This is a genomic window from Bacteroides zoogleoformans (assembly GCF_002998435.1).
Lineage (GTDB): Bacteria > Bacteroidota > Bacteroidia > Bacteroidales > Bacteroidaceae > Bacteroides > Bacteroides zoogleoformans.
Window position 1 is genome coordinate 3,157,049 of record NZ_CP027231.1, and the last position, 26,914, is coordinate 3,183,962.

Genomic DNA, 26,914 nt, shown 5'->3' on the forward strand with positions numbered 1-26,914 from the left:
TAAATACATACGTATCGATACTTGTAGATAAATATTTCTCGACTTGTAACTTCGACTAAAGCCGTACTGTAACTTCGACTAAAGCCGTACTGTAACTTCGGCCGAAGGCTGCAAGTAGATAAATATTTCTCACCTTGTAGATAATTCACCATTATAGAAGTCTCTAATGGTTTGCGCTTCTCTTCTTCAGCGATATCCTTCTATCGGATTCAGGTTATACTAACTCTCTAATTTTTTATTGATATGCGTTCTATTTTGATCTTGTTTTTAGTCTCTTGCTTTTTGCCCGGTGCCTCGTTGCGTGCGGGGCAGGTGGATGTCGTCGTCAGCCAGTCGGTCTTGCCTGTGTTGACGAAGCGAGAGGTCAATCCTGTCTTGCGGTTGGAGCTGATTAAAAAATGTGCGGAAGAGTGCGCGCTGAAAGAAATCGGTCTATCCTTCAAAGGAACAACCTTGTTGAATGACATCGAACATGTCTGTCTGTATCGGACAAATGGAAATGTGCTGTCTACGGACTGGCAGCGGTGCGCCGGTCCCGTCTTGCCCGCCATGAAGCTGTCGCTCGGTGCTTCGCTGCGTTTGACTGCCGACACCACCGTGCTTTGGGTGACCGTCAGGCTGAAAGACAAGGTCGATTTAAGCCATCGCATAAAGGCCGATTGCAGGTGGGTGACAACTACGTGCGGACGCGCCTCTGTGACACATGCCCGTCCGATAGTGGGACTGCGTGTCGGAGTGGCCGTGCGCCGGAGGGGAGAGGACGGGGTGCATACTTCGCGCATCCCCGGCCTTGTCACTTCACGCAGAGGGACGCTGCTGGGCGTGTTCGATGCACGCTACGACAGCTCGCGCGACTTGCAGGGAAACATCGATATCGCGTTAAGTCGCAGCCTCGACGGTGGCGCCACATGGCTTCCCATGCAGGTGGTGCTCGACCGGAAGCAATGGGGAAACTTGCCCGAGAAATACAACGGGGTAAGCGACGCTTGCATCTTGGTGGATGAGAAGCGGGGCACTCTTTATGTGGCGGGGCTTTGGATGCACGGTGTGCTGGACGCCAAGTCGGGCAAGTGGGTGGAAGGACTGACGCAGGACAGCGCCCGATGGATACACCAATGGGTAGCCAAAGGTTCTCAGCCGGGATTGGGAGTGAAAGAAACCTGCCAGTTCTTGATCACCGAAAGTACGGACGACGGACGCACTTGGAGCACTCCGGTCAACATCACGGCGCAAACCAAGCGTCCGGAGTGGTGGTTGTTTGCACCTGCACCGGGGCATGGCATCACGTTGAAGGACGGCACGTTGGTCTTTCCCACGCAGGGGCGTGACAAAGACGGCGTGCCTTTCTCCAACATCACGTACAGCAAAGACGGCGGAAAAACATGGGTAGCCAGTAACCCCGCCTACCACAACACGACGGAATGTATGGCCGTCCAACTTCAGGATGGCAGCATCATGCTCAATATGCGCGACAATCGCAATCGTGGCCATAAAGATGTCAACGGGCGGCGCATTTGCGTCACTTCTGATTTGGGAAAGACGTGGACGGAACATCCCACCTCGCGTAAAGCCTTGATAGAGCCGACTTGCATGGCAAGCATTCATCGGCATACGTATAGGCAAAACGGTGTAGAGAAATCTATTTTGTTGTTTTGTAATCCCGAGTCGTACGACAGTCGTGGCCATATGACATTGAAAGTCAGTTATGACGATGGCCGAAGCTGGCCCGCCCGGAAGAAAATCCTGCTCGATGAAGACGAGGGTTTCGGTTACTCCTGCATCACTTCGGTGGACGAGTCTACCATTGGCGTCTTATATGAAAGTAGTCAGGCGCAACTTGTTTTCCAGCAAATTGCATTGGATGAACTGATAAGGAAAGATAATGATTATTGATGTCGGCTAAACCTTTAGCGCGGCAAAAACAACTTTTGAATGACTGGAAAAGAAGATTCAAATCATCTGTATTTTGCTATTATGTTCTGGAGACTATGATGAAAGGTAAAATCAAGTCGGAATGAAGCTTTATTTCTTTCATAAGAACGGCGAGTCAGTAAAGTTTGTATTATATGGACTTAATGAGGGGATACTTTTTAAAATGAAGATTCATAATGCTTATTTATCGGTAATGCAGATACCTGTTTTGTCTCTTTTCAACTTTTAGCGTACAGTGATGAAATCAAATAGATATTGCGGATTGGAATCTGCCGTTGATTTTGGATATTTGATAGCTATATTCTGGTAGATTTGTGGCTTGATTGCATCTTATTTCTTAACTTCCAGCATCCCGTTGACGACAATTATCTGTCCCTCATCCAGTAGTTCGTGCAAGGCATTGCAGAGTTGCTCCTTGTCTGCTGATAGTTGGCCGAACAAGGTGGCGGGTGTCATGGCTTGTTCGGAAAGTGCTTGAAGTATATTCTCGACGAGGCTTTTTGTAGGAATATCCTTGGTTGCTTTTCTTTTCAGGCTGATGCAGGTGTCGCATTGTCCGCAGTCATGTTCGTTTTTCTCGCCGAAATAGCGCAACAACAAGCGGCTGCGGCATGCCGTATCGTTGCCGATGTAATCGAGCATGGCGGCAATGCGCTTTTCGTAACGTTCTTTTCGTTCCTCGTACACCGAGGGCGGAATTTGCAGATGATGTTTTTCAACCCGTTTGCGCGCGTATATTATATATGGTGTCTTTTTTTGAGGAATATAGCTGATGATATGCAGCTTGGCAAGACGAATAAGCAGTTCGTACACTTGCTGCCGTGCCAACCCGCTGCGTGTGGCAAGCGAATCTTCATTAATGAAAGCATAATCGGTGAACACGCCGGTGTAGGAGCGCAAAATGGTTTGTATGAGCTTGTCCGTGTCATCGTCCATTTCTTTCAATTTGTAGAGTTCGTCTCTTCGGATGGTGAACAGCAGTCTGGAAGCGTTGTCTTGTTCATCTGTGTATTCCAAGTATCCGGCCAATGTCAATAGTTTCAAGGCACTGTCTACGGGAACGGGAAAGTATTTGAATTTCCTACAAAAGTCTTCTATGTTGAATTCGCGTACGCAGCCTTGTCCGTCTCCCATTGCCATCTGATAATAGTATTGGAGATGCTCATATACATCCTTGATGTATTCTTTCTCCGGAAAGGTGTCGGGAATGCGCTTATGGAGAGTAGAACTGTCCGATTTAGCGTATAGGATGACGGCATAGGCTTTTTCTCCGTCCCTTCCTGCCCGACCGGCCTCCTGAAAATAGGCTTCTATGGAGTCGGGCAAATCCATATGGAGCACAATACGTACATCCGGTTTGTCGATACCCATGCCAAAAGCATTGGTGGCAACCATGACGCGACTTTCGCCTGTTTGCCAGCGTTGTTGGCGGATGTCCTTGGTTGCATCGTCCAGTCCGGCATGATAGAAGTCGGCAGTGATGTTTTCGTTATGCAGCAGTTCGGTGATTTCTTTGGTACGGCGGCGATTTCGTACATAGATGATGGCACTGCCGGATGTGCGACGCAGTATATGCAACAACTCTCCCGTTTTATTTTCCGTTTTTCGGACGATATAGGCGAGATTCTTGCGCTCGAAGCTCATGCGGAATACGTTTTCTTTACGGAAGTTCAGGCGTTTCTGGATATCCTTGACCACCTCCGGGGTAGCGGTGGCTGTCAGTGCAAGTACCGGTATGCCGGGCAGTAGCTGTCGTATTTCGGCTATTTTCAGATAGGCGGGACGAAAGTCGTATCCCCATTGTGAGATGCAGTGGCTCTCGTCCACCGTAATCATGCAGATTTTCATCTTCTGTACCTTGGTACGGAAGATTTCGGTGTCCAGTCGTTCGGGTGATATATAGAGAAATTTGAAATTGCCGAAAATGCAGTTCTCCAGTGTGGCGATGATTTCCTGCCGGCTCATGCCCGAATAGATGGCAAGTGCCTTGATTCCTCGTTTTTTCAGGTTTTGCACCTGATCTTTCATCAAGGCAATCAAGGGGGTGATGACTAAGCACAGTCCTTCTTGGGCGAGGGCCGGAACTTGAAATGTGATGGATTTGCCTCCGCCCGTAGGCATCAGTCCCAAAGTGTCTTTGCCGGTAAGAATGCTGCTGATGATGTCTTTCTGAATGCCACGGAAAGAGGTATAGCCCCAATATTGGTGGAGGAGAAGCTCCGGTTCAGCGGCTTCTCCTCTCTGTCGCTCTACACTGTAGGGAGAGTGACAGGGGGATACTTCTTTTTGTTCTTTTTCCCATAGGGGATGGGAAGAAAAGTTACTTTTATTCATTGCAATCGGTCTATCTACTCCTTTCCTTAAGGAAAGGGGCTGTAGGAGGAAAGATTATAGGGTAGAGACTTCCGGCCTTATATCCTCAATCTGCAACTGTATTTCTCCTCGTTTATGCGTATTCTCTTCAATGGTATAGCAGATGTCGAACGAGCGTTTGGTTTTGATGAAACGTACGTGCGAGCTTTGTCCGAAAGCAATGCCGTTCATGACGTTGTTCGATTTGTTGTCTACCAGTTCCAGTCTGATGTGCTCCTGTTCGCGTCCCACTACTTTACTGGTTCCGTAGTCATAGACATTGTGCGTGCAAAATACGGGTTTGGCGTTGTCCGGTCCGAAAGGATTGAACTTCTTCAAATCGTTGCAGAATTTTGGAGTGATGTCTTTGAAGTCGATTTCTGCATCGATGTCGATGACAGCACATGTCTGTTCAGGTAGAATGTTCTGCGACACGAACTCTTCGAAGCGTTCCATAAAGACGGGTACGTTTTCCACTTTCATGGAGAGACCGGCCGCATAGGTATGACCTCCGAAATTCTCCAGCAGGTCGCGACAATACTCAATGGCTTTGTAGACATCGAATCCCGATACGGAACGGGCAGAGCCGGTTGCCATGTCGTCCGTACGTGTCAATACCACTGCCGGACGATAATATATTTCCGTCAGGCGAGAAGCCACAATGCCTATGACACCCTTGTGCCAGTCTTCATTATACAACACGATGGAGCGGCGGTCGGCCAGACCCTCCAGGCCTTCTACGATCCGATTGGCCTCTTCGGTCATGGTTTTGTCAAGATCCTTGCGGGTTTCGTTGTACTGATTGATTTGACCGGCTTTCTCTAAAGCGGCAGAGAAGTCTTTTTCAGTGAGCAGGTCGACGGCTTCTTTCCCGTTCTGAATACGGCCGGAGGCATTGATGCGGGGACCTATCTTGAATACGATGTCGCCTACGGTAATGTCTTTATCCGTGAGCCCGCAAACGTCGATGATTGCTTTCAGTCCTACGCTGGGATTGCTGTTTAATTGTTTCAGGCCATGGTAGGCCAGAATGCGGTTTTCGCCCATGATGGGCACGATGTCCGATGCAATGCTGACGGCGCAAAGATCAAGCAGAGGAATCAGGTGGTGGAACTCGATGCCGTTGCTGATGGCGAATGCCTGCATGAACTTAAACCCTACACCGCATCCCGAAAGATGTTCGTAGGGATAGGTGTTGTCTTCCCGCTTGGCATTCAGGATGGCTACGGCGGGAGGCAACACTTCGTCGGGCACGTGGTGGTCGCAGATGATGAAATCGATGCCTTTCTTCTTGGCGTATGTGATTTCCTCAATGGCTTTGATGCCGCAATCCAACACGATAATCAATCCTACACCGCTTTCTGCGGCATAGTCCACACCTTTGAAAGAAACCCCGTATCCTTCGTTGTAGCGGTCGGGGATGTAATAGTCGATGTTAGAATAGAACTGTTGAATAAACTTGTAGACCAGTGCCACGGCTGTGGTGCCGTCTACGTCATAATCTCCATAAATCAGAATGCGTTCTTTTTTCCCCATTGCCTTGTTCAGGCGCTCCACGGCCACGTCCATGTCTTTCATCAAGAACGGGTCGTATAGGTCGGGTAGTTGCGGACGGAAAAACTTTCGGGCATCCGGTGCCGTCATTATTCCCCGCTCCACCAACAATCGTCCAAGTATCGGGCTAATCCCCAACTCTTGGGCCAACTGCCGGCTTACTTCTGCCTGTTCGGGTGTAATGGGTTGATAATTCCATTTGTGAGTCATTTTATATATTATTTTTTCTTTTTCTTTCTCTGATACACAGCCTTTTCTGCGTATATGGGTATCCCTTGCTTTTTCTGTTTTGAATAGGCATATTGTACTCCTGCAAGCTGTAAAGGTATGAAAAACTCTTGAAACTAAGACTGATTCTAAAGAAAATATTGAGGACTTATGTATTCTTTCTTGAAAAGGTCTTATTTTTGTCGCGAAATTAATAAGTCTTTTTATGCTTAGTTTTATATCTTGTGCAAAGACCATGACGTCGGACAGCTCTGTTGTAGTGCCTCGAGTCACTGTTCCCCGGTTTGAGGCGGAGGCCTTGTTGAATGCGTTGGAGCTGTCGCAATATTCCGTATCGGAGTTGGCAAGACTTTTGCGGGTGAATGGCAAGATTGCGGCAGAGAACAACCTGCGCTTCCACGATTTCTGTTCGGAGGACAACCGCCCTGTTCCCGCTATCTGCGCTTATACAGGGGCCGTGTTCAAACATATCTTGCCGGAAGAATTTACGGCGGACGATTTTGGTTATGCCCAAGACCATTTGCTTATCACTTCTTTTCTTTACGGATTGCTTCGACCGTTGGACGGTATCAGGCTTTATCGTCTGGAAGGCGATGTACGTCTGCCGGGAAAAGGAGGAATTTCAATGTTTGATTATTGGAAACCTTTGCTGACGGATTATTTCATTGCAGCAATCAAACGTCAAGGTGGAGTGCTTGTTTATCTGGCAAGCAATGAAATGAAAGATTTGTTCGACTGGAAGCGGGTGGAGCAGGAAGTGCGTGTGGTCACTCTCGATTTTCAGGTGATAAAAGGCGGCGAGCTGAAAACGATAGTAATTTATGTCAAGATGTGTCGTGGAGAGATGGTACGTCATATCATCAAGAACCGCATCAATCGTCCGGAAGAACTGAAAACTTTTACATGGGAAGGCTTTGCTTTGGACGAGGATCGGAGCACGGAGAATCATTTGCAGTTCGTTTTGAGGTGAGTTACCGCTTCGGTGTCAAGGCCTGCCTTGGAGCTTTTTCCTTTTGTTTTTGCAGACGCTTGTTTTGCGACAGTAAACAGTAAAGTATCGATTGCAGGGAGGTATCTTGTCGGAAAAAAAATGATGGTTGGGACTTTATTCCCCACCTGTTTGTGTATGATAGATCTTGGGGCTGTGATTGGACATAAAAAAAGAAGTTTCTAATTGTTTTGCAATTAAAAACTTCTGGTGTAATCTGCGGTGCGTACGGGACTCGAACCCGTGACCCCATGCGTGACAGGCATGTATTCTAACCAACTGAACTAACGCACCGTTATTTGGCTTTTTGCGGTCTCTCTTGATTGCGGTTGCAAAGGTAGACATTTCTTTGAAACCTGCAATACTGTACTTGATTTTTTTTGTAGGCTTTTTATCTTGCTTACTTTATATCGTTCATATTGAGAATATTGTATGGAGAGTTTTTTGTGAATAAACAGGCGCTTTGATTTAGATTTATCTCTTGTTTATGTACTGATTTAAATCTCTTTTTAGAAGGAAAGGAAAGTTTTTGTTTGTTATTTTAAACTTTTTGCTTTGAAAATTCCCTATCTGGCAATAAATCGTTATTTTTGTAAGTTCAAAACAGAAACATTGTTATTGCGCCATTCGTCTCTTCCGACATTTGTGGAAGCAAAGTCTTGTCCTGTTGCTTGTAGACGTGGAGTGAAGATATAGGGGTTTCCCGAACGGAAGGTGTTGGCATATAAAAATGAAGCGGTAATATTTAATTGATAGAGATGGAGGTTGCAGTTATTAAATACAATGCCGGCAATATATGTTCGGTGGATTACGCCTTGAAACGTTTGGGAGTGGAGGCTGTGATTACAGCAGACGAGTCTACGTTACGGGCTGCCGATAGGGTTATTTTTCCCGGAGTGGGCGAGGCGGAAACAACTATGAACTTTTTGCGTGCCGGCGGAATGGATAAGTTGATAAAAGATTTGAAACAGCCGGTGTTGGGTATTTGTCTGGGTATGCAACTGATGTGCCGTCATTCGGAAGAAGGGGATGTGGAGGGGCTTGGCATTTTTGATGCCGGCGTGAAGCGTTTTGTCTCCTTGAAACCTGCGGAAAAGGTTCCTCACATGGGATGGAACACTATTAAGCAAACCGAGAGTGCTCTTTTCAAAGGGTTTACGAAAGGGGAGTATGTGTACTTTGTGCATAGTTATTACGTTCCGTTGAACAATAGTACGGCAGCTGTGACAGATTATATCCTTCCATTCAGTGCAGCCTTGCATAAAGACAATTTTTATGCTACTCAGTTTCATCCGGAGAAGAGTGGAAGTGTGGGTGAACGTATATTACAGAATTTTTTGACATTATGATAGAACTGATTCCCGCTATTGATATCATTGACGGAAAGTGTGTCCGCCTTTCTCAAGGTGATTATGAAAGTAAGAAAGTGTACAATGAAAATCCCGTGGAGGTAGCCAAGGCATTGGAAGCTCACGGCATCCGTCGGCTTCATGTAGTGGACTTGGACGGAGCTGTTTCACACCACGTGGTGAACTATCGGACATTAGGGCAAATTGCCGTGAACACTTCTTTGATTATAGATTTCGGTGGAGGAATAAAGAGCGACGAGGATTTGAAGATAGCTTTTGAGAACGGTGCAACGATGGTGACCGGTGGCAGTGTAGCTGTCAAAGATCCTGAGTTATTTTGCGGTTGGCTTCAGGTGCATGGTCCGGAAAAGATTATCCTTGGCGCGGATGTGAAAGATCGGAAAATAGCCGTTAACGGCTGGAAAGACGAAAGTGCTTGTGAGTTGTTTCCGTTTTTGAAAGAATATGTGGAAAAAGGCATTCGTAAGGTGATTTGTACGGATATTAGTTGCGACGGAATGTTACAAGGTCCGTCCACGACTTTGTACCGAGAAATATTGAAACAGCATGCAGGTTTGTTTTTGATAGCCAGTGGAGGTGTGAGTTGCGCCAACGATATTCTGGAACTGGAAGCGGCCGGTGTGCATGCTGTTATTTTTGGTAAAGCTTTGTACGAAGGACGCATCAAATTGAAAGAATTGGAAAACTTTTTATAAGGAAACTTACGGTTCAAATAGAAATTATTAATTGAGGGGGGAGTTGTGTTAGCAAAAAGAATTATTCCTTGTCTTGATATAAAAGACGGGCAGACAGTGAAAGGAACCAATTTTATGAATCTGCGTCATGCGGGCGACCCTGTTGAATTGGCGCGTGCTTATAGTGAACAAGGGGCGGATGAGTTGGTCTTTTTAGATATTACAGCTAGTTTCGAGGGGCGGAAGACCTTTACGGAATTAGTGAAACGCATAGCTGCAAATATCAGCATCCCTTTTACCGTAGGTGGAGGAATTAATGAATTGGGCGATGTGGACAGATTGCTGAATGCCGGTGCGGATAAAATCTCCATCAATTCTTCTGCTATCCGCCGTCCGGAATTGATAGACGAAATAGCTAAACACTTCGGTTCGCAAGTGTGTGTGTTGGCTGTAGATGCCAAACAAACGGAAAAAGATTGGTGGTGCTATTTGAATGGTGGACGTGTGCAAACGGATAAAGAGTTGTATGCATGGACCGCTGAAGCACAGGAACGGGGCGCAGGCGAAATACTGTTTACAAGCATGAATCATGATGGTGTAAAGAACGGATATGCCAATGAAGCTCTTTCTGCTTTGTCCGGACAACTTTCTATTCCGGTCATAGCTTCGGGTGGAGCCGGTTGCAAAGAGCATTTTTGCGATGTCTTTCTGCAAGGAAAGGCAGATGCGGCCTTGGCGGCCAGTGTTTTTCACTTCGGAGAAATCAAAATTCCCGAATTAAAATCGTACCTTTGCGTCCACGGAATTTCTATGCGTTTGGTGTGACAAGGTTAGTTTCTAATAATTGATAACTGAAATGTTGGATTTTGACAAAATGAACGGACTTGTTCCGGCAGTGATACAAGATGTAGATACCGCAAAGGTCTTGATGCTGGGCTTTATGAACAAAGAAGCTTATGACAAGACAAAGGAAAGCGGGAGGGTGACTTTCTTCAGTCGTACCAAGAATCGTTTGTGGACAAAGGGTGAGGAAAGTGGAAATTTTCTGCATGTGGTTTCCCTCAAGGAAGACTGTGATCATGATACGTTACTCATTAAAGTGCATCCCGAAGGTCCTGTTTGCCATACCGGTACCGATACTTGCTGGGGAGAGAAGAATGAACAACCCGTTATGTTTTTGAAACAACTTCAAGATTTTATCAACAAACGCTATGAAGAAATGCCTCAAGGGTCGTATACTACCAGCTTGTTTCAATCCGGAGTTAACAAAATGGCTCAAAAAGTAGGTGAGGAAGCGGTAGAAACTGTTATTGAGGCTTGTAACGGAACGGATGAGCGCTTGATTTATGAAGGAGCAGATCTGTTGTATCACCTGATTGTCCTGCTCACTTCCAAAGGATATGGCATCGAAGATTTAGCCCGAGAACTGGAAGAACGTCATAGCGCCACTTGGAAAAAACATTAAAGTAATAATATAAAGGATTAAAGCGGTGATGAGCAGTGAAGTACTGATTCGATATAAAGACGTTGAGATACATCAACAAGAGTTATGCGTGCTCAACAAAGTTAATCTGGAACTTTACAAAGGGGACTTTGTCTATTTGATTGGTAGGGTTGGCTCAGGTAAAACGAGTTTGCTCAAGACTTTTTATGGTGAATTGGATATCGCATCGGGCGAAGCTCAAGTTTTAGGGTATGATATGCTTCACATCAAACGGAAGCATATTCCGCACCTGCGCCGTAAATTAGGCATTGTCTTTCAAGACTTTCAGTTACTGACCGACCGTACAGTATATGATAATCTCGCCTTTGTTCTTCGTGCCACCGGCTGGAAAAACAAAGGCGAGATGAAAGACCGTATTGAGGAAGTATTGGAACTCGTTGGTATGAGTAATAAAGGCTATAAGTTACCTAACGAATTGTCCGGAGGCGAACAGCAACGCATCGTGATTGCGCGTGCCGTACTTAATTCTCCGGAAATAATCTTGGCGGATGAACCAACCGGAAATCTGGATGTAGAAACCGGACACGCCATAACGGAGTTGTTGCACGGTATCAGTCAGGCCGGTTCTTTAGTCGTGATGACGACACATAACCTGCAATTGCTGTGCGATTTCCCCGGTAAAGTTTATCGCTGCGTAGACCATTTGATGAAAGATGTCACAATGGAATATGCTGATCTTGCATCGGTGGCGGAATAATAGTGAATAGATTTTTATATACATAATTTTAATACAAGAACGAAAATGAAAGTTTTAAAGTTTGGAGGTACTTCAGTAGGCTCGGCTGCTCGCATGAAGGAAGTTGCCAAATTAATTACCGATGGTGAACGTAAGATTGTGGTTCTATCTGCCATGTCGGGTACCACAAACACATTGGTTGAGATATCGGACTATCTGTACAAGAAGAATCCGGAGGGTGCCAACGAAATTATCAATAAACTGGAGAGCAAATATCGCCAGCATATTGAGGAACTTTTTGTCACCCCCGAGTATAAACAGAAAGGACGCGAACTTATCAAGTCTCATTTTGATTATATTCGTTCTTATACCAAAGACCTTTTTACATTGTTTGAAGAAAAAGTAGTGCTGGCGCAGGGGGAGTTGATTTCTACTGCCATGATGAACTATTATTTGCAGGAATGCGGAACGCAGTCGGTTTTGCTTCCGGCCTTAGAATATATGCGTACGGATAAAAATGCAGAGCCCGATCCCGTTTATATCAAAGAAAAGTTGCATATTCAACTGGAATTGCATCCGGATGCTGATATTTACATTACGCAGGGATATATCTGTCGTAATGCCTATGGTGAGATAGATAATCTGCAACGTGGAGGGAGTGACTATACGGCATCGCTGATTGGAGCAGCTGTCAATGCTACTGAAATTCAGATATGGACGGATATCGATGGCATGCATAACAATGATCCCCGTATCGTTGACAAGACGACTCCCGTGCGTCATCTTCATTTTGAGGAGGCAGCTGAATTGGCTTATTTCGGTGCCAAGATTCTGCATCCCACCTGCATTCAGCCGGCCAAATATGCCAATATACCCGTACGTCTTCTCAATACGATGGCTCCCACTGCCCCGGGTACATTGATTTCAAATGATACGGAGAAGGGTAAAATCAAAGCTGTGGCTGCCAAAGACAATATTACGGCTATCAAGATTAAATCCAGTCGCATGTTGCTTGCACACGGTTTTTTGCGTAAGGTATTTGAAATCTTTGAAAGTTACCAGACTTCTATCGATATGATTTGTACTTCGGAGGTTGGTGTATCGGTGTCTATTGATAACGTTAAACATCTTAACGAGATTTTGGACGACTTGAAAAAATATGGTACGGTGACTGTGGATGAGGGCATGTGCATTATCTGTGTCGTAGGCGATTTAGAATGGGAGAATGTGGGATTTGAAGCTAAAGCATTGGATGCAATGCGCGAGATTCCCGTCCGAATGATTTCTTTCGGCGGCAGCAATTACAACATCTCATTCCTTATCCGGGAGGAGGATAAGAGAGCGGCCCTACAATCGCTTAGTAATGCTCTGTTCGGCGAAGTACAGTAACAGGAAAAAATATAAAACCGAAGCGCTTTTACCTTTTTGATAAAAGCGCTTTTTTAAAACCGGATAAGAGAATAAACAGATGAAAGGTATATTTCCCATCCATAAATTTCAAGACTTGCGTACGCCTTTCTATTATTATGATACGAAAGTGTTGCGCGATACGCTTGCCTGCATCCGTGCGGAGGTGACACAGTATGGCAACTATTCGGTGCATTATGCTGTGAAGGCGAATGTGAATCCCAAAGTGCTTGCTATCATTCGTGAGAATGGGCTTGGGGCCGATTGCGTGAGCGGCGGTGAAATTCATGCAGCTATCAAAGCGGGTTTCCCAGGAGATAAAATAGTCTTTGCGGGTGTTGGAAAAGCCGATTGGGAGATTAATCTGGGATTAGAGCACGACATTTTTTGTTTCAACGTAGAGTCTGTTCCTGAGTTGAAGATTATCAATGAACTGGCGGCGGCTAAAGGAAAAGTGGCCAATGTGGCGTTTCGCATCAACCCCAATGTCGGTGCTCATACCCATGCAAATATCACTACCGGATTGGCTGAAAATAAGTTTGGCATCAGTATGCAGGATATCGATTATGTAATTGATATTGCGCAGGTAATGAAGAATGTATGCTTCATCGGATTACATTTTCATATTGGCTCTCAGATACTGGATATGGGTGATTTTGTGGCTTTATGCAATCGTGTCAATGAATTGCAGGATAAGTTGGAGGCACGTCGTATCCGTATCGGTCATATCAATGTAGGAGGAGGGCTTGGAATTGATTACGGTCACCCCAATCGCCAGCCCGTACCCGATTTCCAAAACTATTTCGGATTATATGATAACCATTTGAAATTACGACCTCATCAGACACTTCATTTCGAGTTGGGACGTTCCGTGGTAGGACAGTGCGGATCATTGATTTCACGTGTGCTCTATGTGAAGCAAGGCACCAATAAGCAATTTGCCATTTTAGATGCCGGCATGACGGATTTGATTCGCCCTGCACTCTATCAGGCTTATCATAAGATAGAAAATATAACGTCGGACGACCGGATGCAGACTTATGATGTGGTAGGTCCGATATGCGAATCGTCCGATGTATTCGGCAAGGCTGTTGATTTGAACGGTGTGCGTCGTGGCGACTTTATTGCCCTTCGTTCGGCTGGTGCTTACGGTGAAATTATGGCTTCGAGTTATAATTGTCGGGAGTTGCCGAAAGGATATACTTCAGATGAACTGGTGTAAATGTCTTTTCCGGCAAAACCGATGTTACCTGCAAGTTAAAAAAGATATAAAGTGAACAATCTAAATGGAAACTTGTTACTTTTGTAGTTGTTTCAACTTTATTAGTTACGATTATGATTACAGAAAAATTACAAAAAGCAATTAATGGGCAGATTACAGCTGAGTTGTGGTCGTCCAACCTCTATTTGGCAATGTCTTTCTTTATGGAGAAAGAAGGATATTGCGGCATGGCTTCTTGGTTGAGAAAACAATCTTCTGAGGAAAAAGCGCATGCTTGTGAAATGGCTTCTTACATCATCAAACGTGGTGGTGCCGCCAAGCTGGACAAGGTGGATGTTGTTCCTGATGATTTCGGTACTCCGTTAGAAGTATTCGAACAAGTTTATCAACATGAATGCCGTATATCTAAGATGATTGAAGAATTGGTGGATGTAGCTGCTGCTGAAAAAGATAAAGCGACACAAGACTTCTTATGGGGATTTATTCGTGAGCAAGTAGAGGAAGAGGCTACCGCTGCATCCATTGTGGATATGATTAAAAAAGCCGGTGATGCCGGAATCTTCTTTGTGGATGCCAAACTCGGCGAACGTAAATAAATTGAGGCTTGAACAATTTTTATAGTTAATGATAAAGTCATATCATCTTTCTGATAGGAGAGTGTGATATGGCTTTTTTGTTTCTTTTACCTGTATTTTATGTGCACCGATTCAAGTACTATCCTATTAATTCATTCAAAGGACGGGACGAATGACAACGCGGACTGAGAAAACGAATCGTTTGCTTGCATTGATTCGCGAAGGGAAACCGATGACATTGGGACAACAGTTGCGTCTGACCGTGCAGCTCAGTATTCCGGCTGTCATTGCGCAACTATCTTCCATCGTCATGCAGTATATCGATGCGGCGATGGTGGGAAGCCTCGGTGCCGAGGCATCGGCCTCCATCGGTTTGGTATCGACAACCACGTGGCTTTTCTGGGGGCTATGTGCAGCTGTCACTACGGGATTCTCCGTACAAGTAGCTCATAAAATCGGTGCGGGCGACATGCAGGGCGCACGAGCGGTGTTGCGGCAATCGCTGATTGCCACACTTGGCTTCGGTCTATTGTTGGCGGTGCTTGGAGTGGCGATTAGTGACGCATTGCCGGGCTGGTTGGGAGGCGATGTTTCCATTCGGCACAACGCATCGCTCTATTTTCTTATATTCTCACTTTTTCTGCCTGCCTTGCAGATGAATTTCTTGGCCGGAGGTATGCTGCGATGCAGCGGTAATATGCACGTGCCGAGCATGCTTGGGGTAACGATGTGTATATTAGACGTTCTCTTTAATTTCTTTCTGATTTTTCCTTCGCGCGAGTGGAGTCTGGCAAGTCACTCTTTCACGATGCCGGGTGCAGGATTGGGTGTGGTTGGTGCGGCGTTGGGTACAGTTCTTGCCGAAGCTGTTGTTGCCGGAATATTGCTATGGTATCTCTGGAATCGCTCCGGAGAATTGAAATTGGGTGGAGAACAAGGTGGTTTCCGGCCGAAAAGGGAAACTCTGAAAAAAGCGCTTCACATCAGTCTTCCCATGGGGTTAGAACACTTTGTTATTTGCGCCGCACAAATCATGACGACGGTCATCGTGGCACCGTTGGGGGTATTTGCCATTGCAGCTAATTCGTTTGCCATCACGGCCGAGAGCCTTTGCTATATGCCCGGCTACGGCATTGCCGATGCAGCCACGACACTGGTCGGTCAAAGTCTGGGTGCGAAACGCCGCCGGCTGACGCGCAGCTTCGCTCGTATTACCGTATTTATGGGCATGGCAATCATGGGGGTGATGGGCGTGGCGATGTATATCTTCGCTCCGCAAATCATCGGATTGATGACGCCTGTCGAGGACATTCGCGAGCTGGCTGTCATGGCTTTGCGCATCGAAGCGTTTGCCGAACCCATGTTTGCGGCCTCGATTGTCGGTTACGGTGTCTTCGTGGGAGCGGCGGACACGCTTATCCCCTGCCTTATGAACTTTCTCAGCATCTGGATGGTTCGCTTGTCTTTGGCAGCTTTGCTTGCTCCGACGCTGGGGCTTAAGGGCGTATGGATTGCCATGTGTGTCGAATTATGTTTTCGGGGCATGATTTTCCTTATTCACCTGAAGCGGGAACGATGGATGAAGAAAATATAGCCGGAAGAGAGACGATTAAAATGAATAAAAGAAAAGTCCGGCGGTGATAATCCGACCGTGACTTTTGGAACATGTAATTATTAACAACCAAAAATATCTCAAATGAAACTTATTAAAGATACTGAGTTCGGAGGTGAACGTCCGCTGTTTGCATCGCATGACCTTCGTTTGGAAAACGTAGTTATCCGCGCCGGCGAATCGGCTATCAAAGAGTGCAGCAATATCGAAGCTGTGGAATGCCGTTTCGAGGGGAACTATCCTTTCTGGCACGTTCACGGTTTTAAGATCGCCCGTTGCTATTTCGATGTCGGAGGACGTTCGGCGCTGTGGTATAGCGACCATCTGGAGATGACCGACACGGTGATAGATGCTCCGAAGATGTTCCGCGAGATGACCGAAATTGCCATCGAGAATGTGGTGATGAACGATGCCGACGAGGTGTTCTGGCGATGTAATGACATACGCGTCAAGAACCTTGAAATGCATGACGGCACTTACCCGTTCATGTTCAGCAGCAACATCTATGTGGACGGCCTGGAGAGCGACAGCAAGTACGTCTTCCAGTATGTGAAGAACGTAGAAATCCACAATGCCAAGATTACGACAAAGGATGCTTTCTGGGAAGTAGAGAACGTAACAATTTACGATTCGGAGCTCAACGGCGAGTACCTTGGCTGGCATTCCAAGAACCTGCGTTTGGTGAACTGCCACATCACCGGCGAGCAGCCGCTTTGTTATGCGCATGACCTTGTGCTGGAGAACTGTACTTTCGGTCCTGATTGTGACCGCGCTTTTGAATACAGCACGTTGCAGGCCGATATTCGCGGAGCCATCACCGACATCAAGAATCCGACATCGGGACGTATCGTGGCCGATGAGTTCGGCTCGGTGACAATTGACGAGAATATCAAAGCTCCGGCAGATTGTGAAATCCGTCTCAGAGATGAGCGTACTTGCTTAAGCTACTAAAAACAGAAGTGCATGAAATACGATTTCGATAAACAAATTTCCCGGCGCGGGACCAACTCCTATAAGTGGGACAGCGCTAAGACTGAAGATGTACTGCCCATGTGGGTGGCCGATATGGATTTCCATACAGCTCCCGCCATCGTCGAAGCCCTGCATCGCCGTGTGGAGCATGGCATCTTCGGGTATACACGTGTGTCCGACAGTTACTACGATGCCGTTACGGGTTGGTTTGCCCGGCGCCACGGTTTTCAAATAGACCGCGAGTGGATTATATATACATCGGGCGTGGTGCCCGCCCTTTCGGCCATCATCAAAGCCTTGACCAATCCGGGTGACAAGGTGTTGATACAGACACCGGTTTACAACTGTTTCTTCTCTTCGATTCGCAACAACGGCTGTGAGACGATTTCTTCGCCATTGTTTCGTACAGACAATACCTATAGCATCGATTACGATGATTTGGAACGAAAGGCGGCAGATTCCAAAGTAAAAGTAATGCTCCTTTGCAATCCGCATAATCCCGCAGGACGGGTCTGGAGGCGAGAAGAACTGATTCGTGTCGGCGAAATCTGCATCCGCCACGGCGTCACGGTGGTTGCCGACGAGATTCATTGCGAGCAGGTTTATCCGGGACATACTTACACGCCGTTTGCTTCCATCTCAGAGGAATTCCTGCAACATTCCGTAACTTGTATATCGGCCAGCAAAGCATTCAATATTGCCGGGCTGCAGATTGCCAATATTGTCTGCTCCGATGACAAACTCAGGGCGAAAATAAATAGGGCAATCAACGACAACGAGGTGTGTGACGTCAATCCATTCGGCGTTATCGCTACCGAAGCTGCCTACAACGAGGGCGAAGAATGGCTCGCACAGCTCGTAGAATACTTGTATGCGAACTACCGCTATATGCAGGAATTCTGTCGCGAGCATCTGCCCGGACTTCCAATAACCACGTTAGAGGGTACTTATCTTGTGTGGATGGACTGCGGCGTACTCGGTATCCCGTCAGAAGAGCTTGAACGGGAACTGATAGACAAGGCCGGGCTGTGGCTTAACGCCGGCACAATGTACGGTGCGGAAGGCGAGGGCTTTATGCGTTGGAACATAGCTTGTCCACGTACCGTCCTGAAAGAAGGCTTGAAACGCTTTGCCTCTCTGATAAATGCCGGAGTTTAGAGGATAAGATAAGTTCTGAGTGTTTGTGAGGTGGTACAAAAAGTTTCACCCCTCTTCATCTGTATGAAACATATCTTTCCAATACAATTGAAACCACTTCCCAATACGAGTGTTCCTGCTTCAGTTGTATTGGGAAGCGGCTTCACTCGTATAAGGAAGTGAATGGCTGTTGCCGTTTGTCTATTCTATGTCTGAGCAGAGGTATGAGAAGATTTATTTCAATACTCCCAGCTCCTTGCCCACCTTAATGAATGCGGCGATACATTTATCAAGATGGTCTTTCTCGTGCCCGGCTGAAATCTGTACGCGGATGCGTGCTTGCTCTTTGGGTACAACGGGATAGTAAAAGCCGGTTACGTAAATGCCTTCTTCCTGCATGCGTGCCGCATAAACCTGTGACAGCTTGGCATCGTATAGCATCACGGCGCAAATGGCGCTTTGCGTAGGTTTGATGTCGAACCCGGCAGCAGTCATCTTATCGCGGAAATAGTTTACGTTCTTCACCAGCTTGTCATGCAGGGCGTTGCTCTCTTTCAGCATCTTGAATACTTCAAGGCTGGCGCCGATGATGCCCGGTGCCAACGAATTGGAAAACAGATACGGACGGCTGCGCTGGCGCAATAAGTCGATGATTTCTTTGCGCCCGGTGGTGAAACCGCCCAAAGCGCCGCCAAAAGCTTTACCCAACGTCCCGGTATAAATGTCTACGCGCCCGTACGTATCGTATTGTTCGCTTACACCGTGTCCCGTAGGTCCTACTACCCCGGCAGAATGCGACTCGTCTACCATGACCAGCGCATCGTATTTTTCGGCAAGGCCGCATATCTTGTCTATGGGCGCCACGTTTCCGTCCATGGAGAATACACCATCGGTGACGATGATGCGGAAGCGTTGAGCTTGGGCTTCTTGCAGGCATTTCTCAAGTTCCGTCATGTCGGCGTTGGCATAGCGGTAGCGTTTCGCTTTGCAAAGGCGTACGCCATCAATGATAGAGGCGTGGTTCAGCGAATCGGAGATGATGGCATCTTCTTCACTGAAAAGGGGTTCGAACACACCGCCATTGGCATCGAAGCAGGCGGCATATAGAATGGTATCCTCCGTCCGGAAGTAATCGGAGATGGCAGCTTCCAATTCCTTGTGAATGTCTTGTGTCCCGCAAATGAAGCGTACGGACGACATGCCGTATCCGCGTTGCTCCATCATTCTTCGGGAAGCGGCAATCAGACGCGGATGGTTGGATAACCCCAGATAATTGTTGGCGCAGAAGTTCAGAACCTCTTTGCCTTTCACTGTGATGGCTGCTTGTTGTGCACTCTCAATCAGTCGCTCCTCTTTATAGAGACCGGCCTCTCTGATTTCAGCAATTGTTTTGCCGAGATAATCTTTCATTTTACCATACATGGCATTTTGTTTTTTTAGGGTAATACGTCAATGTTACATTTCTCGCAAAGGACATCATTTTTCTTGGAATAAACAATAGCATAATGATAGAAAAATGAAAAAAAAGTATGTATATTTGCGGCTCTATAATTAACTAATACCTTATTTATAAGTCGTATGAAAAATATTTTGGTAATTGGAGCAACCGGGCAAATTGGCTCGGAACTTACATTGGAGTTGCGCAAACGTTATGGCGACGACCATGTTGTGGCCGGATATATTCCGAGTGCCATGCCCAAGGGGGAATTAAAGGCATCCGGCCCTTCGGCCATTGCAGATGTGACAGACCGTCAGTCCATCGAAGTGGTGGCACGTCAGTTCAAGATAGATACGATATACAACCTGGCGGCCTTGCTTTCGGTTGTGGCGGAAAGTCGTCCGGCCATGGCTTGGAAGATTGGCATAGACGGTTTGTGGAATGTGCTTGAAGTGGCGCGCGAATATAATTGTGCGGTCTTTACTCCGAGTTCTATAGGGTCGTTCGGCGAAGCCACGCCTCACGTACAGACGCCGCAAGATACCATTCAGCGCCCCCGTACGATGTATGGCGTAACCAAAGTGACGACGGAGCTGCTGAGCGATTATTATTATACGAAATACGGAGTAGATACCCGTTCGGTACGTTTCCCTGGAATCATCTCCAATGTAACTCCTCCGGGTGGAGGTACCACGGACTATGCTGTAGATATTTTCTACTCGGCCGTGAAGGACGAAAAGTTTGTCTGTCCCGTGAAGCAGGGCACCTATATGGATATGATGTACATGCCCGATGCTTTGAATGCAGCCATATCGCTGATGGAGGCGGCTCCGGCAAGGTTGAAGCATCGCAATGCATTCAATATCGCTTCCATGAGTTTTGACCCGGAAGAAATCTATAATGCCATTAAGAAGCATATGCCCGATTTCGAAATGACATACGATATAGACCCTCTGAAACAAGCTATTGCTGACAGCTGGCCCGACTCCTTGGATGATTCTTGCGCCCGTGAAGAATGGGACTGGATGCCGCAATACGATTTGGAATCCATGACCGTGGACATGCTGGAGAAACTGAAAGCAAAATTAAATAAGTGACCATAGACGGTCTGCGGAAAATGAGAAAAATAGTATCGGGATTTTTCTTATTTGCTTTTTTAATTTCATGTGGAAATAAAAAAGCGAAGATAGATCCCTTTGTTACACTGACGGGCATGATGGATTCTGTCGCCCACAAGGCCGACACACTGCAAGAAGCGGAAGTGAAGGATATACCGAAACCGATGGAAGCAGACGAACTGTTTGATGATTTTATCTTCAATTATGCCTCAGACGATGCATTGCAAAGGCAAAGGACGGTGTTTCCTTTGCCTTATTACAATCGGAATACTCCGACAAAAATAGAGGAGCGCTTCTGGAAGCATGATTATCTCTTCACGAAACAAAGCTATTACACATTGCTTTTTGATGAAGAAGATGATTTGGAACTTGTAGGAGATACTGCCTTGAAATCGGTGCAAGTGGAATGGATTTATCTGAAAACCCACATGGTGAAGAGATACTATTTTGAACGAAAGAAAGGAATGTGGATGCTCGAAGCCATTAACCTGCGTGAGATAGAAGAGGGGGAAAATGAAAATTTTGTGGATTTTTATACTCGTTTTGTGACGGACAGTGTATATCAAAGCAAGCACATCAGCCATCCGCTGCAATTTGTCACTATCGATCCGGATGATGAATTTTCCATTTTGGAAACCACCTTGGATATGAACCAATGGTATGCGTTTCGCCCGACAATGCCTGCCGATAGATTGTCCAATATCAACTATGGACAGAAAAACGAAGATTTGTCCAATACTAAAATATTGAAAGTAAATGGCATAGGTAACGGATATTCCAATATTTTCTATTTCCGAAAACAAGATGGGGAGTGGAAGTTATACAAATACGAAGATACGAGTATTTAGATGGTTTGAAAGAGACGGGATGGAGCTTTGTTTGTGTAAAATACCTAACACTTTCGGTATTGAGGTAACTGCTGACAGATTCTTGGAATATGATTCGGAAGAAGAACTCAAGGAATTGATTGCGGCGGGACGCATAGCCGTGCCTTATTTGCATGTCGGTAGTGGTAGTAATCTGCTTTTTATCACGGACTACAAAGGCACGGTGCTGCATTCGCGTATTCATTCTATAGAAATGACGGCAGAAGATAAGGAGAATGTGTGGGTACGTGTTGGTGCCGGTGTGGTATGGGATGATTTTGTGGCTTATTGTGTAGACCGGCGTTGGTATGGCGCGGAGAATCTTTCGCTGATACCCGGTGAAGTGGGAGCAAGCGCTGTGCAGAATATAGGTGCTTATGGAGTGGAGGTTAAAGACCTGATAACTTCGGTGGAGACCATAAATCTTGAAGGAGAAAAGCGTATATACTGTGTAGATGAGTGTGGATATGCCTATCGGAAAAGCGTCTTTAAGCAGCCGGAGACGAAGAGCTTGTTTGTGACTTATGTTAATTTCCGGTTGAGTAAGAAAGAACACTATACTTTAGATTACGGCACAATCCGACAAGAATTGGCAAGATATCCACAGGCAGACTTGCATACATTGCGTCGCGTGATTATTGAAATTCGCCAAAGTAAGTTGCCCGACCCTGAGAAATTGGGAAATGCAGGAAGCTTTTTCATGAACCCTGTCGTGCCGCGCATGCAGTTTGAAGCATTGCAGCGCATGTTTCCTACAATGCCGTACTATGACGTCGATGCCCGGCATGTGAAGATTCCGGCAGGCTGGATGATAGAACAATGCGGCTGGAAAGGGAAAGCCTTGGGGCCAGCGGCCGTGCACGAAAAACAAGCATTGGTCTTGGTGAATCTGGGTGGTGCAAAGGGAGCGGATATTGTAGCTCTTTCGGACGCAGTGAGAGCCTCTGTGCGCAAAAAATTCGGTATGGATATTTATCCGGAAGTAAATTTTATAGGTAACTGATGGTTGGTTGTAGGCTATGGGAAGAATCAGAATATTAGGAAGCGGCACATCGACTGGGGTGCCGGAGATAGGTTGTACTTGTCCGGTTTGTACTTCTGCTGATGCACGGGATAGTCGCTTGCGTACGTCCTCATTGGTACATACGGAAGATGCAGTGATACTGATAGATTGCGGTCCGGATTTCAGGCAGCAGATGTTGAAGGTGTCTTCTTTTGAGAAAATAGATGGAGTGTTGATTACTCATGAGCATTATGACCATGTGGGCGGATTGGACGATTTGCGTCCGTTTTGCCGTTTTGCCGATATCCCTATTTTTTCGGATGTCAATACTGCCGCTCATTTGCGGGCACGTATGCCCTACTGTTTTGTTGACAAAGTCTATCCGGGTGTTCCTCGTATCAATTTGGAGGAGGTGGAAGTCGGTCGGCCTTTTTATATCAACCGGACAGAGGTGCTACCTTTGCAGGTAATGCACGGTAAACTGCCCATTCTGGGGTATCGCATCGGTGAGAATCTGGGTTATATTACAGATATGCTCACAATGCCGGATGAGTCTTTTGAGCGACTGAAAGGCGTTGAGGTGCTTATTATGAATGCCTTGCAGTCGAAATCTCATCCCACGCATCAGACCATATCGGAAGCTTTGGTGGCTGCCGAACGCATTGGTGCGAAAGAAACTTATTTTATTCATATGAGTCACCGTGTCGGACTTCATGCCGATATTGAAAACACGTTGCCGCCTCATGTGCATTTTGCTTATGATGGTCTTGAAATAACTTATTAAACTTTTTGAAACTTTTGTTTTGTTTTATTTGCAGATTTTGTTATTTTTGCAAAAATCAAATAAAACAAGGCATGAAACTCCGACTTCTTATACAGATAGCCGTTATCGTATCCGTAGTGCTACTATGTACGGGTTTTGCCGTGTATTCATTCTTGCGTTTGCATTCGGTAGAGAATCAGCGTGATTTTGACCTCTACTCATTGGTGCCTCAAGATGCAATTGCCATTTTGGAAACCAATCATATGGCTGATTTGATGGAGGATATCAATAGGCTGGATTGCAGTAAAGATAATCATTTTCTATATGTTTCCGATCTTTTCTCCTATCTGAAAGAAAATCTGCATACTTTACTGCAAGATACTCCTCACGGATTGAGTATGCAGATGAATAAAATGTTGATTAGCTTTCACGAACCGGATACGCCGGAAAATCAGGTGCTATATTGCACACTTGATGCGGACGACTACAAACTGGTAGAGGTTTTTGTACAGAAGTATTGTTCCGGTAGTTTTCCCCGAAAAACGTTTGACTATAAAGGCGAGGAAATCCGCATTTATCCCATGGCGGATGGTCGTTTTCTTGCGATGTATGTTACTGCTGATTTTTTTGTTGTCAGCTTTCAGAAACGGTTGGTGGAACAGGTGATTGATGCTTATCGCAGTAAGAAGTCTTTAACGAGTCTGGCAGCTTTTCATACCATCCGTACCAATAGGCACAATGATGTTGCTGCTATGGTGTATGTGCGTATGAAGGCTGTGGAAATGGGGAAAAAAACGGATGACATTCATTCGTACATGCGTTTGGGAAGTTGGGTGGAATTTGAAGTGAAACTCAATGAAAACGCTATCTATTGTTCCGGCATGAGCCATGGGGTAGATTCCACTCATACTTTTATGAATGTTTTGCGTGCTCAGGAGCCTATAGAGGGCTTTTCCGGTGCTAATCTGCCGATTACCACTTTCTTATATCATCGTTGGGCTATTTCCAATAAGAGTTCTTTCTTTAACTTTGTCACCGGTCAAGCGTATGCTAAAGTGGCTTATTCCGATGAAGTGAAACAACGGGATGAGGAGTGGACTGTTTTTTTGAATGACTTTGCGGCAGAAAGTTTCTTCTCTTGCCTTTTCCGCTTGAAAGATACGATGAATGTTGCTCCTTGTGCCGTGGCTTGTATTCCCGTTAAGGATGAACAGTTGGCAGAACGTCGTTTGCAATCTTTGCTTTATACCACTCCGCAGGATAAAGAGTCCTCCTCGGCATTCAAGTCATTTGACTATACGTTATATCCTAAGGCTATAAAATATAAAAAGTATGCCTTGCCGCGGAATTCTTTGTTGGCGCAAATGACGGGAATTGCCAAGTCGGATTCTCATACATATGCTTGTTTTTATCGGAGCTGCTTGTTGCTGGCTCCGGATGTGCTTAGCCTTTCTGCTTATATAGATGGGATAGAAAATGGCGAAGTGTTGGATGGGACATCGGTCTATGAAGAAAGTATAGGCAGTCTGTCGCCGGTTTATAATTTTGTGATGATGGCGGACATGGAGAAAATTTTGCAACAGCCGGAAGTTTATGTACGCCTGATGCCGAATTTCTTCTTTCGGCAAGCAGATTTCTTCCGACATTTTATGCTTGTCGTGCAGTTCACTTGTGTGGATAAGGTTGTTTATCCCAACATTGTACTGCTCTATAAAGGAGGGCGATAGATTTTTGCTTTTGACCTTTTCAAATGTTGATGACGCAGATTTTCTTCATTAAAAATCTGCGTCATTGTCTTAGAAAAACCTCTTTTGAAAAACATAGGAAAGAGATTTGGAAACCGTTTAAAAAGGTAAATCTTCTTTGGCGCCTCCTGCCAGAAATTCAGGTGCTTCGGTAGGTGCCGGTGCTGCGACAGGCGGTGGAGGTAGGGGAGCGTTTGGCTCGGGTGTAGCGTTGTTTATGCGTTCCACTTTCCATGCCCGGATGCTGTTGAACCAGCGATCTTGCCATTGGCGTGCGTCTATGTCGAAAGATACGGTCAGCTCTTCTCCCATTTGTATATTGAACTGCTCAATCTTTTCGGCGCCAAAAACCTCAAAACACAATTTGCGTGGATATTGGCTGTGGTCTTCAACCACATATTCCTGTACTTTCCATTCATTGCCGGTTGATTTGGCAACTCCAACTTTGGGCTGGAGTATAGCGATGACTTTTCCTGTAAATTCCATTGTTTTCTTGTTTAATGATGCGGCGAAGTTACAATTTTTTAGGAATACTAAAAGAATAATCAGCTGTTTTTTCTTGCTAATTTTTTGTCGTAGGGAATTCTTTTTTTAACTTTGTCCGTCAGTTATATAGATAGCAAAATAAAAACTTAAATATACGGAATATATGAAATTTATCGTTTCAAGTACTGCGCTTTCCAGTCATTTACAGGCTGTCAGCCGTGTGATTAATTCAAAGAATGCACTGCCCATTTTGGATTGTTTCCTCTTTGAACTGCAAGACGGAACTTTGTCTGTGACAGTTTCTGATAGTGAAACAACAATGGTTACTACAGTCGAGGTGAACGAAAGTGATATGGATGGGCGTTTTGCCGTTGCGGCAAAAACATTGTTGGATGCTTTGAAGGAAATCCCTGAGCAACCATTGACTTTTGAGGTCAATATGGCCTCTCTTGAAATTACGGTACAGTATCAGAACGGTAAATATAGTTTGATGGGACAGAATGCCGATGAGTTTCCACAATCGGCCATGTTGGGCGACAATGCCGTGCATGTAGAGGTGGATGCACAAGTATTGTTGAACAGTATTAATCGGGCTGTATTTGCTACAGCGGATGATGAACTTCGTCCGGTGATGAACGGTATCTATTTTGATATTACGACGGAGAATATCACGATAGTGGCATCGGATGGTCATAAACTGGTACGCTGCAAGACATTGGCCGCCAAAGGCAACGAACGTGCAGCCTTTATCCTTCCTAAGAAGCCGGCTTCACTGATGAAAAATCTGCTGCCGAGGGAACAGGGCATGGTTACTATTGAATTCGACGAACGTAATGCCGTATTTACTTTGGAAAACTACCGTATGGTGTGCCGGTTGATTGAAGGACGTTATCCCAACTACAATTCTGTAATTCCGCAAAGCAATCCCTATAAAGTGACGGTAGATCGCCAGCAGTTGATTGGAGCATTACGTCGTGTTTCCATTTTCTCATCGCAGGCAAGCAGTCTTATCAAGCTACGCATGCAGCAGAATTTAATCGTAATATCAGCTCAGGATATAGATTTCTCTACCTCAGCAGAAGAAACATTGACTTGTCAGTATGTGGGCAATCCGATGAACATAGGCTTTAAATCAACTTTCTTGATTGATATTTTGAGCAATATCTCTGCGGAAGAAGTTATTATTGAATTGGCCGACCCGTCGCGTGCGGGTGTCATCATTCCGGTAGAACAAGAAGAGAATGAAGATTTACTGATGCTGTTGATGCCGATGATGTTGAATGATTAAAAGA

Annotated in this window: 23 protein-coding genes and 1 tRNA gene; 19 read left to right on the forward strand and 5 right to left on the reverse strand. The window is 45.8% G+C overall.

Annotation, left to right across the window (positions count from 1 at the left end; translation table 11 throughout):
* The first annotated feature begins 243 nt into the window (after window positions 1-243).
* Window positions 244-1,893, forward strand: a complete 1,650-nt coding sequence (locus C4H11_RS13175) for a sialidase family protein (protein WP_164996550.1) — start codon at window positions 244-246, stop codon at window positions 1,891-1,893.
* 369 nt (window positions 1,894-2,262) lie between these two features.
* Here the strand turns inward: C4H11_RS13175 and C4H11_RS13180 are convergent, their stop codons facing one another.
* Together C4H11_RS13180 and recJ are read right to left on the reverse strand one after the other, a co-directional pair.
* On the reverse strand, window positions 2,263-4,266 hold the full coding sequence (locus tag C4H11_RS13180) for a RecQ family ATP-dependent DNA helicase (protein ID WP_106042685.1): 2,004 nt from the start codon (window positions 4,264-4,266) through the stop codon (window positions 2,263-2,265).
* A 54-nt stretch (window positions 4,267-4,320) separates the two neighbouring features.
* Window positions 4,321-6,048: a single-stranded-DNA-specific exonuclease RecJ gene (gene recJ / locus C4H11_RS13185; protein ID WP_106042687.1), complete on the reverse strand. Its 1,728-nt coding sequence runs from the start codon at window positions 6,046-6,048 to the stop codon at window positions 4,321-4,323.
* Between the two features lie 223 nt (window positions 6,049-6,271).
* Between recJ and C4H11_RS13190 the strand changes: the two genes are divergently transcribed.
* Window positions 6,272-7,036 carry a YaaA family protein gene (locus C4H11_RS13190; protein WP_106042689.1) on the forward strand — a complete coding sequence of 255 codons (765 nt, stop codon included), beginning with the start codon at window positions 6,272-6,274 and terminating at the stop codon, window positions 7,034-7,036.
* Between the two features lie 238 nt (window positions 7,037-7,274).
* On the opposite strand, the gene C4H11_RS13195 is transcribed toward C4H11_RS13190, so the two are convergent.
* Window positions 7,275-7,348 (reverse strand) — tRNA-Asp (locus C4H11_RS13195).
* A 464-nt stretch (window positions 7,349-7,812) separates the two neighbouring features.
* On the opposite strand from C4H11_RS13195, the gene hisH reads away from it, so the two are divergent.
* From hisH to C4H11_RS13250, 11 genes are all read left to right on the forward strand, one after another.
* Complete coding sequence (gene hisH / locus C4H11_RS13200; RefSeq protein WP_106042691.1) at window positions 7,813-8,403, forward strand: imidazole glycerol phosphate synthase subunit HisH; 591 nt, start codon at window positions 7,813-7,815, stop codon at window positions 8,401-8,403.
* Window positions 8,400-9,119: a 1-(5-phosphoribosyl)-5-[(5-phosphoribosylamino)methylideneamino]imidazole-4-carboxamide isomerase gene (gene hisA / locus C4H11_RS13205; protein WP_106042693.1), complete on the forward strand. Its 720-nt coding sequence runs from the start codon at window positions 8,400-8,402 to the stop codon at window positions 9,117-9,119. Before hisH ends, hisA begins: the two co-directional genes overlap by 4 nt.
* 45 nt (window positions 9,120-9,164) lie before the next feature.
* A complete protein-coding gene (gene hisF / locus C4H11_RS13210; protein ID WP_106042695.1) occupies window positions 9,165-9,923 on the forward strand; it encodes an imidazole glycerol phosphate synthase subunit HisF in 759 nt (252 codons plus the stop codon).
* Between the two features lie 31 nt (window positions 9,924-9,954).
* The gene (gene hisIE, locus C4H11_RS13215; RefSeq protein WP_106042697.1) at window positions 9,955-10,563 is read left to right on the forward strand and encodes a bifunctional phosphoribosyl-AMP cyclohydrolase/phosphoribosyl-ATP diphosphatase HisIE; all 609 of its coding nucleotides are present in this window, start codon (window positions 9,955-9,957) and stop codon (window positions 10,561-10,563) included.
* 28 nt (window positions 10,564-10,591) lie between these two features.
* Window positions 10,592-11,299 carry a cell division ATP-binding protein FtsE gene (locus C4H11_RS13220; RefSeq protein WP_106042699.1) on the forward strand — a complete coding sequence of 236 codons (708 nt, stop codon included), beginning with the start codon at window positions 10,592-10,594 and terminating at the stop codon, window positions 11,297-11,299.
* Window positions 11,300-11,344: 45 nt separating this feature from the next.
* Complete coding sequence (locus C4H11_RS13225; protein ID WP_106042701.1) at window positions 11,345-12,667, forward strand: aspartate kinase; 1,323 nt, start codon at window positions 11,345-11,347, stop codon at window positions 12,665-12,667.
* A 79-nt stretch (window positions 12,668-12,746) separates the two neighbouring features.
* Window positions 12,747-13,907, forward strand: a complete 1,161-nt coding sequence (lysA, locus tag C4H11_RS13230; protein ID WP_106042702.1) for a diaminopimelate decarboxylase — start codon at window positions 12,747-12,749, stop codon at window positions 13,905-13,907.
* A gap of 113 nt (window positions 13,908-14,020) precedes the next feature.
* Window positions 14,021-14,503, forward strand: coding sequence for a ferritin (locus tag C4H11_RS13235; protein ID WP_106042704.1), 483 nt, complete (start codon window positions 14,021-14,023; stop codon window positions 14,501-14,503).
* A gap of 151 nt (window positions 14,504-14,654) precedes the next feature.
* A complete protein-coding gene (locus C4H11_RS13240) occupies window positions 14,655-16,076 on the forward strand; it encodes an MATE family efflux transporter (RefSeq protein ID WP_106042706.1) in 1,422 nt (473 codons plus the stop codon).
* Between the two features lie 102 nt (window positions 16,077-16,178).
* Window positions 16,179-17,045 carry a DUF3737 family protein gene (locus tag C4H11_RS13245; RefSeq protein WP_106042708.1) on the forward strand — a complete coding sequence of 289 codons (867 nt, stop codon included), beginning with the start codon at window positions 16,179-16,181 and terminating at the stop codon, window positions 17,043-17,045.
* A 12-nt stretch (window positions 17,046-17,057) separates the two neighbouring features.
* Window positions 17,058-18,224, forward strand: coding sequence for a MalY/PatB family protein (locus C4H11_RS13250; protein ID WP_106042710.1), 1,167 nt, complete (start codon window positions 17,058-17,060; stop codon window positions 18,222-18,224).
* 213 nt (window positions 18,225-18,437) lie between these two features.
* Here C4H11_RS13250 and kbl read toward each other — a convergent pair whose 3' ends face one another.
* Window positions 18,438-19,625 carry a glycine C-acetyltransferase gene (gene kbl, locus C4H11_RS13255; RefSeq protein ID WP_106042712.1) on the reverse strand — a complete coding sequence of 396 codons (1,188 nt, stop codon included), beginning with the start codon at window positions 19,623-19,625 and terminating at the stop codon, window positions 18,438-18,440.
* A gap of 156 nt (window positions 19,626-19,781) precedes the next feature.
* On the opposite strand from kbl, the gene C4H11_RS13260 reads away from it, so the two are divergent.
* From C4H11_RS13260 to C4H11_RS13280, 5 genes are all read left to right on the forward strand, one after another.
* Window positions 19,782-20,738 carry an NAD-dependent epimerase/dehydratase family protein gene (locus tag C4H11_RS13260; RefSeq protein WP_106042714.1) on the forward strand — a complete coding sequence of 319 codons (957 nt, stop codon included), beginning with the start codon at window positions 19,782-19,784 and terminating at the stop codon, window positions 20,736-20,738.
* A gap of 20 nt (window positions 20,739-20,758) precedes the next feature.
* Window positions 20,759-21,607, forward strand: a complete 849-nt coding sequence (locus C4H11_RS13265; RefSeq protein ID WP_106043453.1) for a DUF4348 domain-containing protein — start codon at window positions 20,759-20,761, stop codon at window positions 21,605-21,607.
* Between the two features lie 19 nt (window positions 21,608-21,626).
* Window positions 21,627-22,628 carry a UDP-N-acetylmuramate dehydrogenase gene (murB, locus tag C4H11_RS13270; RefSeq protein ID WP_106042716.1) on the forward strand — a complete coding sequence of 334 codons (1,002 nt, stop codon included), beginning with the start codon at window positions 21,627-21,629 and terminating at the stop codon, window positions 22,626-22,628.
* Window positions 22,629-22,644: 16 nt separating this feature from the next.
* Window positions 22,645-23,412, forward strand: coding sequence for an MBL fold metallo-hydrolase (locus C4H11_RS13275; RefSeq protein ID WP_106042718.1), 768 nt, complete (start codon window positions 22,645-22,647; stop codon window positions 23,410-23,412).
* 71 nt (window positions 23,413-23,483) lie between these two features.
* On the forward strand, window positions 23,484-25,118 hold the full coding sequence (locus C4H11_RS13280) for a DUF3352 domain-containing protein (RefSeq protein ID WP_106042720.1): 1,635 nt from the start codon (window positions 23,484-23,486) through the stop codon (window positions 25,116-25,118).
* Window positions 25,119-25,235: 117 nt separating this feature from the next.
* On the opposite strand, the gene C4H11_RS13285 is transcribed toward C4H11_RS13280, so the two are convergent.
* Window positions 25,236-25,622, reverse strand: coding sequence for a DUF3127 domain-containing protein (locus C4H11_RS13285; RefSeq protein WP_106042722.1), 387 nt, complete (start codon window positions 25,620-25,622; stop codon window positions 25,236-25,238).
* Window positions 25,623-25,785: 163 nt separating this feature from the next.
* Between C4H11_RS13285 and dnaN the strand changes: the two genes are divergently transcribed.
* A complete protein-coding gene (gene dnaN, locus C4H11_RS13290) occupies window positions 25,786-26,910 on the forward strand; it encodes a DNA polymerase III subunit beta (protein WP_106042724.1) in 1,125 nt (374 codons plus the stop codon).
* Window positions 26,911-26,914: the final 4 nt, after the last annotated feature.